The sequence below is a fragment of the Cyanobium sp. Cruz CV13-4-11 genome (genome assembly GCF_024346055.1).
In the GTDB taxonomy this organism is placed as follows: Bacteria; Cyanobacteriota; Cyanobacteriia; order PCC-6307; family Cyanobiaceae; genus Cyanobium.
On the sequence record NZ_JAGQCH010000013.1, the window covers coordinates 85669 to 97609 of the forward strand.

An 11941-nucleotide genomic window follows, 5' to 3' on the forward strand; every position below is an offset into this window, starting at 1 on the left:
GCGGGCATCCTCCCGCAGACGCACCAGGGCGGGAGCAGCGTCTCTCGCGCTTTTGAAAGGTTGCGAAAAGGGGCTGCCTGACACCTGGCACCGATATCGGTAGGGCAAAGGCCCTGGCTACTGCCCCACTTGGCTGTGATCATGGAGGGGGCAAGCAGTCCAAAAGCATCCTGGCCGTGACCGATCAAGTGATCCGACCAGTCACACCAGACTTGGCGGGCATCATCACCCGCCACAAGTACCAGCCACCGCCGTGGGTTTCCGAGCACCTGAGTCCAACCGCCTACAACAACTGGCTACGCGGTAAGGCTCAGGGCCTTGTCCGCCGTGACGAACAGCGTGGGGGGGCTATTCGGTCAGTGAGGCCAAGGCCGCAGTTCATGCCGCAATCGCGGATTGCGGTGGGTGCGAGTACTGGACAGGTGAACAGCTGCGATGGGACCTGCTCGGCAATTACGACAGTGACGAGTCGGGGTTGCAGGGCGCGACCTACAAGCGAGCGCGGGCCTTGCAACCGACCATCGATCACCGCGATAGCCAGGCCATCTGCGATTTCGTCATCTGTGCTTGGCGCACCAATGACGCCAAGCACGACATGAGCATTGACGAACTAAAGACCTTCTGTCGCTTGGTGCTGGAGCACAACCCGTGACAACCCGCGGTCGGCCTACTTTTACCTGATGCAACCACCGCCGAGCATCGAGCAGCTGCGGGCTGAACGGCCCGACCTCACGGATGAGCAGATGCTGGAGAGGGAAGGTCGCATCAGGCTGGTTCAACAGGCCCGGATGACCGGCTTCCCGGGTGAGGTGAGCGTGCCGCCGGATAACCCCGACGATCCGTGGCCCCAGGAGCCCGAGCTGCAGGAGTGGTGCAACCTCAAGGGTTCGCCCCTGACGCTATCCACCAACACAGGATGTCCAGCCGACCCCGATGAGCCAAACAACCTGGAAGCCTGGTGTGCTTACCACGGAATCGAACTACATACTGGAACCGTCGCGGGGGCCCCATGACTGCCGCTCAACAGCAAGCCGAACTGCCCACAGGGCCTAGCCCACCGCCAGCCAGCCACCACTGGCCACACCCTCAAGCGGGACCTCCGCGGCCCTGGCCTTCTTCAGTGAGGCCTGTTCGGCCTCGGTGGCCAGGCGGTTCAAGGTGCTTTTTGCCTGTCGCGATGGTGAACCGCTCCATGAACCGGTTGCCGTCGGTGCTGACCCTGACGAAATCCTGCTCGATCTCCGGCCAGCTGAGCCATGGCATCCCGCTACTGGCGGCGCCGCTGCCCGGCCCGAGGATGCTCTGCTGGCTGGCCACCTGCCTCTTTTCCACTGAGGAAGCAACTTATGTCAAGACGACGATTAGGGCTTTGGAGAGTATCTGTCTCGAAGGCTCAGTCCAGGCCCAGGAGCGGAACTCGCCGTGGACCAATAAGAACCCCCGCAAGGCAAGCTCAGCATGATAAAGGGATACGGCGTAATGGTGACATTATGGTGGCGATTGCCACCTGGCTCGCCACTTGCGTCATCGTGGGTCTTGCAGTGTTCGTAACTGCATTTGTCGTGTTTGTGTTGGGCGTAATATCAACGTCAACCTGGGCCTACCTTCAGGGGGTTATCCAACAACACCGTCCACATCATTGATCGCTGGTCAGCTGGCAACAGCCCTGATCAGCCGATGCTTTCCCAGGCGATGCTCCAGCCGGCTTCTCTCAGCCGCTCGGGTGTTTTTGGCCGGGGCTGGTCGTCGGGCAGCTGCTCCAGCTGGTCGACCTCTATCAAGTCACTCACCCCTGACAACAGCAGCAGCACAAGGGCCAGCCCGCCCTGAAGCTGCAGCACTTGGCCGGTATTGCCCTCGCCGTTCGCAATTAATCGCCCTCTCTGAAGGTGTTGCAGGTGCGGCAGGCTGGGCGACCAGCAGGGCCAACAGTTCGACAGTGGTAAGCGCGGCCGAGCCGATCTCGCCGCCTCCGGGGGAGGCGTTCATCTCAGCGCCTCGCAAGCTTTGCCGTCACTGTCTCCATCCAGGTAGGTGTGCCCTTGCCGCAGCAACTCCTGGGCATGCTCCCAAGACCCCACGGTCCTGCAGTACCAACGCCTGCCTGAGCTGGGCCTGGCTCCCGCGTTGATGATCGTGAGGTTCACCGGCCGCTGAGGTCTTGGCACCGGCTGGCTTTGCAGGCCCCGCCGGGCAGCCCTGAAGTCCCAAGGGCGCTTGATGCCGCAGGTAGGCCTCAAAACGCATGGCGGTGTAAGCCTTTCCCACCAGCAGATTGCAGCATTCCCTGCCAGTTTGCCAGCATCCATTCGTTGAGACCAGTTGCAGCGCAATTGATTTACCTTGTTTCAGGAGCCCCTAGTTGGTACCCGGTCAGGGGTTAGGAATGGAAATGAGGTGAACTTGCCTCAGAGGGGCTATCCGTCGTTGCCATGGCGGGCTTGAAGGAGTGTAATGGGGTTTGTCGGGTCCGCGTTGATATACCTTGATAGATTTCCAAACATCACCCAGCGGAACAGACCGAGAGCATTGCAATGGATCTCAGGTTCATCCCGCCCCTGAACGGCTACTACTATTGCAGGTAACCCATTAAGTTCAGTCTCTGAGAATAGGGGGTGTTCTGCCCGGAATTGGCCGTTGAATTTCGATAAACCTCCATCCTAATAGGACTGCCTGGATCTAGAATTAGGCGCACTGGAAGGGTGGCCACGTATACGCCAGTTCCCGCTGAGGGGGAAGCGCCCAAGCTTTGAACCGGCAGCCAAGCGACAGCAGCTTTCCTTCCCGTTTTAAAACTGAAATTGCCTCCGACCGTTTGACCCAAAGTCGCCTGTCCGGAAAACGAGACCGTTTCAATAACGAAGCTCTTTGTTGTCGAGGGCGTACCGGTTTGTACGCAAATGTAATTGTTAAGAGGTATGGTACATTGAATTTCTATCGTAAAGGGCTGCTCCGCGTGTGCCGGCGGCCAAGGCGCGAGCGCTAGAAACAACGCAGCAATGCCCAGCAGTTGGGCGTTCCAGCTAAATTTAATCATAATGCCTCTATGAAGGTTGATGAGATTTCCGAGAAGAAAATACTAGTTCGCAAAAGGTCCACTAAGGTTGGGCGGTTCTGAGAGCCGCCCAATTCTGACGGGCCTTTCAGTGAACTACGCAAGAAATGAGTTGCCGAGATCACTCAAATCGTCATTAAGACATAGGACGTGAAAAACATTTCGAAAACCGTAGTTGCGGCTCACCGGTCCGAGAACCGCCTGCTGGGGATCACCTCCAAGAATTGCCATTACACAGCCAATGTGATTCGGGACCAAATCAGGAACCATCATGTTGTAACAATTCCTCATGCGGATCATTCTGAACTTTTCGGATTTCTTATCTTTTTCGAGGTGCCCTCTGGATTGTACGAGTTATTAAGTAGGGCTTGCTCAATTGCCTGATCGAACATTTCCTTGCGCCAAGGGCGGTTTGATCAGCCTGGACGATCAATTGCGAACGACGTCGCGCCTTATGCAAAAGGTAGCCTATGTAGCCCACAAGCGCCCTGAACGACGCCAGGAAGCCCATAACCAGAGCATCGCAAAGTAGATCGAGACAACAAGAACAAATAATAGGCGCAGTAGCCTCAGGATCTTCTCCGCATTCATCACAAAGAACGCCATCATGATCACCGTTCTTGATGTTGCAACTAGCTTGGTCAGAATCCGATCAAGTCCGTATTTCCGCTTTCCCGTTCCGATCCTTCCCTCAATCACCGAACGCTTTCTTAAGTCTGATTTGAACAGCTCCTGCTGCTCTGGTGTCTGCATTTCGGCTCCTGCTTGCTTCTTGCGTGGGCGGCCACTGAGCCTGATGTTATTGTCTGCACAGAACTTCTTGTTGTCTGATGTCATATAGATCGAATCGGCACAGATTCTCGCTGGGTAATATCCCCGCTCTCCCTTGTATTGCATGGCACGTGCGATCAAGTCGTTGGCTTCATTGTAGTTGTCCCAGCTAATCCGATCCACATCGACAAATCCGTTATCATCAGAAATTGAGATCTTGGCCCCGAACTCAGTTTTCTTGCCGGCCTTGCCTCTCACGATCGGTCTTACATGCGGTTTCGAAAGATTGACGATCCTGTCATCGATACGCCGGCTGTCATTGTCGTACATATCCTGCTGCTGCCGATAGATCTCACTGGCGATCAGCAGTTTGTGGTACAGCTGTGAGCCAAGCGCCGAAAGCACTGCGCCGCAGTGGATCATGTCGTCAACTGCCCTTAGGTTACGGCTGATCTCGTTGAGCTGGAAGCGCTTCGCCTCGCGGATCTCCTCACGCTTTGGCTTCTTCTTCTTGATGATAGTCAGAAATAGATTGTGAGCTTTATCGCGATTGCAGCGGGGCTTACGCCCGATCTTTCCCTGCAGCTGCTTGAACAACTCGTCAATCACCTTCTCCGTTGTTTCTCGCGATTCATCAAGCAGTCTCAAGTCCACAGGATAGGGGATGTCATCGGGCACGCAGGTTGCATCAAGGATCAGAGTGCCCCAGTTGCTATCGGCCTCAAGCGATGCTGGCTTCACGCCAAGCTCCTCCTCAATGGCCGCAAGCTGCTTCTGTTGTTCTTGATCTGTTCCGTCTTCTTGCTGCGATTCCGCCAGCAGCTCCTGAATCATCGCGATCCCATTAGCCTTGGTCATGTCATTGCAGACCTTCATCAGGTCAGGGCCAATGCGCTTGCGGAAATGCACCATCATTGATGGGTCAAATGGCGGCAGTGGCTGGTAACCGCCCAATCCAATGAAAAATTGCAAGTAGGGTGATTCTGTGATCAGCGCCACCGTCTCCCGATCCGTCACGCCCAACCTTTGCTGGATGTACACGGCTCCGAATGCCATCTGGAAGGGCTTGGCTGGGGCTCCTGTCTTGGCGGTGAACTGGGGCGCATAGTCGCTTTCCAGTGGCATCCACGGAATCACCTTGTGGAGCAGAACCCAGCGGTTGTTGGGATCTAGCTTTCCACCAAAGGGCGAGTGAAACTCCTCAATCGACAGCTGGCCCATGTGCTTAAAAAACGTACATTTGCGTGCCAGCAGGATCTTCTAAGCTAGAAATGGCTGATTGCACTCCATCCTAACGCGAGACTGCCCCTGGAATCAACTGTGGCGCAATGGATCTGGGTAATTCAGCAAGCCCTACTTAGGCGGCCGCCTATCTAATCGTCGCCGAACACGCAACCGATCTCGATCTGATCAGCTACCACAAGGCGATCCCAGATGCCCGTCAGAGAACCTGGCTGGCATGGAGGACCTGTGACCCACGCCGGTGCCTGCAAAAAGGGGGCCGGAGCCCCCTGGGATCAGATCACCGAAATGGTCGAGCCCTTGGCGCCCTGGAGTTGGCGGGCGATCTCAAAGGCCTTGGCGGCAGGCACCAGGCGCATCTTTTTGACTTGCTTGCCCCGCTTGCCGAAGTACCGGACTTCGCAGGGGCTGGAGCCGCCCTTGGGGCCTTCCGGGTAGTTGATGTGTTCAATCACGAACCGGATGGCGCAGCAGGGGCCTTGAGGAGCAGCCATGGGAGGAATGGCGTGGGTCACCACGACCGGGTGCAGGGCGCAGGGGAAGTCAAGGGGACGCCCAGCGGACTTGCGCAGCCCTTGCCGAGCCAAGCCAGGCGCCACCGTGCTGTGGCCACTCGTGCTGCAACTCCCAGCGGCTCCGATGGCCCTGCCGTCCAGTTGCTGTGCGTTCGAGCACCTGCGGTGGCCCGGGACTTCTGGACAGGCCCCATCGTAACCCCGTGAGGCAGGTTGTACCCGAAGCCTGTAGCCCCGAGCGCAAAGCCAAGGTCACCATGCAGGCGATCAGTGGTCGCCAGATGCCCCAGATCACAAGCACTAATCATGCTGTGCAGCCCCCAGCTCCGTTCACAACTGGGGAACTTGGAAGGCATTCAGCCATGCCTATAGCAAGTCTCTTCTCCCGAGCCAGCTCTGCAGCCGCAACCAATTCGGAAAGGCTGAGAACCAACACTTTGAGCTTGGGGTGCTCCTCCATGATCCTCACGTATTGCCAGTGGCTGGTTACAAACTGATTCCTGAAAAAGTATCTCTCCGGCGCGCTATCCAAAGCAACCATAGACTGCTCCTCCTCTGTCAAGCCTAGCCTGGTATAGACATCTAGAAATACACCAAGCTTCTTAAAGAGAGCCACCCATTTTGAGTGGGTCATCGCCCCCACGGACTGGCCGAAGATCTCCCCTGCCGAATAGTCCATACATACAACGATACCGCCCAGGTTCCGGCGCCCCTTGCTGATGCGCTTAACGTCATCAGGGATCTCGATGTGCTCAGGCTTGACGTTTAGCCAATGGATGAAGTAGCTACACTTGAAGGTGCGATGCGTATCTTTGCAAACAGTGATCGGTGGAACCGAGACTAACTGCTCCACCAACTGACTCTGATGGCACAAGACGCCGTGGACGCGGGGTTGGGCATTGTTTATAGTCTGAACAGACATTTCTACTCCATTTAGAAACAATGAGGCCGATTGCCTCTGTTGCTTTTCTTTGTTCAACACAGCCACGGGATCCACAGCTGGCTGCTGGACGATCGCCCCCACCGACAGCACCGGGGGTAGGGGGGGGCTCTGTGAGCTGCCTCGAAGGGTCAGGGAGCCGTCACCCCAGGTTGCGCCTGCTGCTGCGACACCAGGAACGTCTCGATCCAGCGTGCTGGCGCCGCTGGCTGATTCGATCCGCGATGGTGACCGTCTCAGCCGGCACCTGGACGCGCTTGCGGAAGGCTTTGCTGAACCCCGCCAGCACCGGGGCGTGCAGCTGGCGGACAGTAGCTGGATCGAGGGGCGCCAGGCCAGGGTCGGGTTCGGGTTGGGGGCCTGGCGCCGGGGGGACCACCCGCAGGGAGGTGGGCCTGGCACCAGCACCCCCGGTCACCTCCCGCTGCTGCTTGTCGTACAGCGCCAACCCGAAGGCATTCCCGAAGGTCATCAACGCCCGTTTCATCGCATCGGTCTCGGCTTCCTTGAGCGCGGACTCATGGGCCTGCCCCAGGTCGGTGTCGATGCCGTGGCCAGCCCCTGAGCCCTCACGGATCAGCTGGGCACCGGAGCCCTCACCCACGCTGATGCGCAACCGGGCGGTGTAAGTCACACCCCAGCCGGGGCGCTCTTGCTCACCGATCAGCCGCTCGCCCTGGTGAACGCAGCGGGTCTGGACGGTCTGCCGCTGCCAGCCGTCAAAGCCAAAGATGCGGTTGGCCTCGGCGATCACCTGCCAATCCTCCAGGTAGCTGACGGAGCTGCGGCCCTGGCGCTGCTGGCGAACCTTGGCGCGATCAAGGGGAGCGGACAGGAACGCGATCTGCTCGGGGGAGAACAGGTAGGTCATTGCGGTGCGGGGGCGGGGGGGGGGGCGTGCGAACGGGATCAGCTGGCGGTGCCGTCTGGATCGAGGGGTTTGAGGGGTTCAACCAGCACCCAGCAGGGCGGCTCGCTGCAGTGGACGTGCTGGGGCGAGGGCCGGCGACCCGGTTTGCGGGTGATGGGCACCACCCAGCTGGCCAGGCGGGTGGACCAGATATGGCCGGGGGGCCGGGGGCTGGTGGGGGTGGGGGTGGTGCTGGTGGTGTTGGCGTAACCGGTGAGGTCCATGGTTCTGGTGTGGGATTGGGTTGGCTCTGGAGGGAGTAGGTGGGCCTGCTCCTGCTGCAGACCCTTTGGAAGGGCCCCTGGCCCCTCAGGTGATGCGCCAGCTGCGGCGGGTGAGGAGCTGGGCGCCGGGGATCTGCTGGCCGGCCTTGATCGCAGCTTTGATGGCGGTTTTGTCCGGTTGGGTGGTGGTCTTGACCGTGAGCCACTCGGGGGGCAGGGCGGCCTCGTCAGCGATCTCGACGGCCTGGGTCTTACGGGAGCTGAGTTCGTGGTTGGGGAAGCTGAACCGGGTGGCGTTGGGCTGCAGCCGGGTGAGCACCAGCACCAGGGAGTCCTCCAGGGCAGCGGCCCGGTGGGCGTCGCCAGTGGCCAGGGCGTTGAGGCGCTTGGCCTGCTACTGGCGGTAGGCGGCCTGACCGCGCAGGTGCTCGATCACCCAGCAGGTGGCATCGGCCTTGGCGGCCAGGGCGGTTTTGTTGTGGGCCTCAGCCAGCAGGGTGGCCTCCAGCTCAGCGAGGGCCTGGGAGCGGGTGTCGTCGTCGTCGGCCTCCAGCAGCTGGGCCAGCTGGCCGATCGTCGTAGTGAGCTCCTGGGCCTCGATGCCCAGCTGCCACAGGGAGCCGGAACGCTGCAGAGAGCAAGCGGGGGCAGCGGCTGGGGCCGGGGCGAGCGCGACGGGGGCCCGGGAGTACGGGCGTGTTGATACAGAGAGATCCATGGATTCAGTTGCCGAAGGTGACAACTGATCGGGGCATCACAGCCGCTCAGGCAGACGCAGCGGTGATAGCGAGACCAGGGGATAACGTTGCCGCAGGCGATGGTCTCGTGGCCTTTGGCGTGGTGTTTATTCTACTTGATGAACTACACTTTGAGGCAAGCAGTTGGCTGATGCTGCAGCGGATCTGGGGTAAGCTAAGCCGTCCAGGGGCAGCGCAGTTGAGCAGGCTTGAAGTGCAATAAACACCGCACTGGAGCAGCGCCGGCCGCGGAGTCGCGCGAGGCAACCTGTGCCAGCACCTGACCAGCAAACGGCCTCCAGCGCCCCGCCACCGCTCGGCCTACGGCTCGGACCTGAGGATCCCGTGACGATCCAAAGATTCCGATGGATCCCCTGCCCACTGCGCGTTCAGATGCTAGACTGAAGCAAATGTAGTGTCCTGCTGGACAACCATGGATCCCAGCGGTCAAGCGTTCATCGACTACGCCCTGCCCGACTGGGTTTCGCTCGACAAGGCCATCATCACCATGGCCCTCGGCGAGGATGGCGCTTCGGAACTGTTGGGCTGGCAGGACGGAAGTCAGAAATTCTCCACTCACGACGTCGGGTGTGGATCAGCTCCGACTGAACCGGATTGGACAGTGACCACCCTGGCCATCGGCGAGGAGGCCGGTGATGCTGGCCTCCTCGCCGATCCGATCACCGGAAGCTACCTGACTGGCGAACCTCTCCAGCCCGTGGATGGCTTCGCGCCCACAGAACCACCCCTGGACATCACCGAGCCGACGATCATCGATTGCACGGGCGGTTTCATCCCTGGGTGCTTCCTGCCGGTTCACCCGCTAACTGGAGAGCCGACAGAGCTGCCCGATGCCTCTGTTGATCCCGTGTTCAGCCTCCCCAACCTGGCGATCACCCAAGTCACAGCGGCATCGGTGGCCACGGCAGGCGATCAATTCAATGTTTCCTGGACTTACTCCAGTAGCGGCAATACGTCTTTGCCGTTTGCAGCCTCTCTGTGTGTGGTCACCTATTCTCAAAATGATGTTTATGGCGATGAGGACGATGCCTACATCACCACCCTCTATGGAGGGTTCGATTGGTCCAATCCCGCTTCCGTTGATCTTGTCACCAGTAGTCAGTCTATTTACATTCCAGCGGCATATGCCGGCGTTGGTAACCTCTTCTTCAGGCAGGATGGTTTCAATTACCTAGAAGAGTCTAATGAGGCTGACAATATCGTAATGCATGGTATTGAGGTTGTCCTTCCGAATCTCTCCCTCGATGCTGCTGTCGCACCCTCCCAGGTGGTGTCTGGTCAGCAGGTCGAGATGAGCTGGACGGTTACCAATCATGGCGATCTCGCTCTGGCAGGATCGTCCTATCAGAACACAGTTGTTTTCTCAAACAACGATGTCTATGGAGATGAGGATGATGTGCGCATCTTTATCGACTATTCGCCCTCCTGGAGTTCAGACGCTATTCAGCCAGGAGAATCCAGATCTTACACCCAGAGCTTCAGTATCGCCAGCAGTCTCTCCGGTGAAGGCTATTTATTCTTTTCTGCTGACGGATTTAATACTTTACCCGAAACTATTGAGTCTGACAACGTCTTGATGCAAGCATTCTCCATTCTTCAGCCGGATCTCGCTATTGCAGATGTTGTGGCCCCAGCAACTGCCAGCTCAGGTGATCAAATTCAGCTTTCCTGGTCTGTTGTCAATCAAAGTGATGTTGCCGTTCACGCAGCCAACAACTTTGACTCCATCTTTTTTTCCGTTAATGATATTTATGGCGACGACGATGATGTTTTCCTTGCCGACAGTCTTTCCTTCAATCCAATTGATCTAGCTGCATTTGGCACTCAAGCGTTCAGCCATTCGCTGCATCTCCCAAGCGACTATGTTGGTGATGGATACCTGCTCTTTAAGCTCGACAGCGGTAAGTTGATCAACGAGACAAACGAAACCAACAACCTTTACTCTCAACAGATTTCTATTCTTAAAAAGAATGTAGCCATCACCTCTATTTCCGCTGCCAATACGGCAGATTCGGGATCGTACTTTAACTTAAGCCTTGAGATTCGCAACGATGGCGAGTCGGCTGTCAATACATTCAACCCCGATCAGATCGTCTTTTCGCCCAACGCCATTCTCGGCGATGAAGATGACAGCTACCTTTTCAGCCACGGACATGCTCCATACTTCCCATATTCCAAGGTGTCTTCTTGTGTTGTTTCGGATGCTCAGACTTTCTCCCGTTGCGGCACCGTTGTTCCGCCTCCTCAAGCAGAACCATTGAATCTCCAGCCCGGAGAATCAACGAACATCTCCTTTCCTGTTTATATACCATCTTATTTGTTCGGCGCCGGATATTTATTTGTGAAATCATCTCCTGAGGCCGTAAGCTCTGTGCCCATCGAGATCACCCCACAACCTGCTGACGTCTACACCCTTGATCCGATCCCGTCCTATTGGCTGCGATCCACTCTCATGACAACTTCTACGTCTGTGATGGTGAATGCCTCTATACCCCAGCAGGTCACATTGATGGATCCCACGATCTTGATCCCGGAAGTCTTGTTATCGGGAAATCAAGTGGTTGCTTCTGATTCTCAACCAGTCCTGCTGTTAGGTCTTGCTCCGCAACCTGCCTCTGACGTGGAAATGCAACCATCGATTGCTCCATCACTCTCCCCCTCGCTGAGTGGTGATGCACAGTTTTCGCAACTGGGTTTGCCGGAGCAGAGCACCACAGTCAGCGATCAGCCAACCGCCTCCTTCAGCACCGTTACCGCGCCAAAACCACCGACCGGCTTTGCAGTGGCAAGTATAATTCCAATCATGGGCCTTTCAATCAAGGACGCCGTTTTGACGTCCAAGCCTACCAACGACTATAAAGAGGTTCTTCCCCAAGTGGAATCATCAGCTTCCACGGTATCCGTCAGTAGTTCAAGTTTGCTACTCCAGAGATCAGGCGTTGCTCCCATCGCTAACGTTGACATATCCTTGGATTACGTTGTTGTGAATGATCTTCTCTCCGGCCTGAAATTGTGAAAACTAGCACCATTTGCCTGATCAGGCTCAAAGACTGATTGACTGAGGGAGTCTATTGTGGCGACCAACTCGGCGAAGAATGGCCGACACGCCGTCATGGGTGCCAAGCAACGTGCAGCGCCTTTAAGAGTTCGCTGAAAAACCCGGCCACCTCTGCGAGAATGGATCAACTGCCCATTCGTTGATGCGAGGCCAACAGGAGCGCAGCGGCTCCTTGTTCTCCTACGTCTCGATCGAGGATCGGATCCCGAGCAGCCATCCGCTCAGGCGGATTCGCAAGCTGGCGGATCAGGCGCTTGATCGGCTCAATCCAACCTTCTGCAGGCTGTATGCCTTGGAAGGAAGACCATCGGTTCCGCCGGAGCAACTGCTGCTGGCCTCGCTGCTGCAGGCGTTTTACGGGATCCGATCCGAGAGGCTGCTGCTGGAGCAGCTCCACTACAACCTGCTGTTCCGCTGGTTTGTGGGCCTCAGCCCGGATGATCCGATCTGGCACCCGACCACGTTCAC

General features: G+C 57.6%; 12 protein-coding genes and 1 pseudogene. 5 read left to right on the top strand and 8 right to left on the bottom strand.

What is annotated here, in order from left to right; all coding sequences use genetic code 11:
- Window positions 1–508 precede the first annotated feature (508 nt).
- The 3 genes from KBZ12_RS11135 (at window position 509) to KBZ12_RS11145 (ending at window position 1462) form a co-directional block, all read left to right on the top strand.
- A complete protein-coding gene (locus KBZ12_RS11135; protein WP_254958023.1) occupies window positions 509–652 on the top strand; it encodes a hypothetical protein in 144 nt (47 codons plus the stop codon).
- A gap of 28 nt (window positions 653–680) precedes the next feature.
- Window positions 681–1013, top strand: a complete 333-nt coding sequence (locus tag KBZ12_RS11140) for a hypothetical protein (protein WP_254958024.1) — start codon at window positions 681–683, stop codon at window positions 1011–1013.
- Window positions 1014–1177: 164 nt separating this feature from the next.
- Entirely contained in the window at window positions 1178–1462 is a 285-nt protein-coding gene (locus KBZ12_RS11145) for a hypothetical protein (RefSeq protein ID WP_254958025.1), read from the top strand.
- Between the two features lie 208 nt (window positions 1463–1670).
- Here KBZ12_RS11145 and KBZ12_RS11150 read toward each other — a convergent pair whose 3' ends face one another.
- From KBZ12_RS11150 to KBZ12_RS11185, 8 genes and pseudogenes are all read right to left on the bottom strand, one after another.
- Complete coding sequence (locus KBZ12_RS11150; RefSeq protein ID WP_254958026.1) at window positions 1671–1841, bottom strand: hypothetical protein; 171 nt, start codon at window positions 1839–1841, stop codon at window positions 1671–1673.
- A gap of 1682 nt (window positions 1842–3523) precedes the next feature.
- Window positions 3524–5047, bottom strand: coding sequence for an IS5 family transposase (locus KBZ12_RS11155; protein ID WP_254958027.1), 1524 nt, complete (start codon window positions 5045–5047; stop codon window positions 3524–3526).
- 296 nt (window positions 5048–5343) lie between these two features.
- A complete protein-coding gene (locus KBZ12_RS11160) occupies window positions 5344–5583 on the bottom strand; it encodes a hypothetical protein (RefSeq protein ID WP_254958028.1) in 240 nt (79 codons plus the stop codon).
- A 304-nt stretch (window positions 5584–5887) separates the two neighbouring features.
- Entirely contained in the window at window positions 5888–6607 is a 720-nt protein-coding gene (locus KBZ12_RS11165) for a hypothetical protein (protein ID WP_254958029.1), read from the bottom strand.
- A gap of 58 nt (window positions 6608–6665) precedes the next feature.
- Window positions 6666–7394 (bottom strand): RAD52 family DNA repair protein, encoded by a 729-nt coding sequence (locus KBZ12_RS11170; protein WP_254958030.1) that lies wholly within the window; start codon window positions 7392–7394, stop codon window positions 6666–6668.
- Window positions 7395–7432: 38 nt separating this feature from the next.
- Window positions 7433–7657, bottom strand: coding sequence for a hypothetical protein (locus KBZ12_RS11175; RefSeq protein ID WP_254958039.1), 225 nt, complete (start codon window positions 7655–7657; stop codon window positions 7433–7435).
- 85 nt (window positions 7658–7742) lie between these two features.
- Window positions 7743–8036: pseudogene (locus KBZ12_RS11180) on the bottom strand (siphovirus Gp157 family protein); the annotation flags it as partial.
- Between the two features lie 15 nt (window positions 8037–8051).
- On the bottom strand, window positions 8052–8375 hold the full coding sequence (locus KBZ12_RS11185) for a hypothetical protein (protein WP_254958031.1): 324 nt from the start codon (window positions 8373–8375) through the stop codon (window positions 8052–8054).
- A 452-nt stretch (window positions 8376–8827) separates the two neighbouring features.
- Between KBZ12_RS11185 and KBZ12_RS11190 the strand changes: the two genes are divergently transcribed.
- Window positions 8828–11431, top strand: coding sequence for a CARDB domain-containing protein (locus KBZ12_RS11190; RefSeq protein WP_254958032.1), 2604 nt, complete (start codon window positions 8828–8830; stop codon window positions 11429–11431).
- A 184-nt stretch (window positions 11432–11615) separates the two neighbouring features.
- A partial coding sequence (locus KBZ12_RS11195; protein ID WP_254958033.1) for a transposase occupies window positions 11616–11941 on the top strand: 326 nt, incomplete at its 3' end.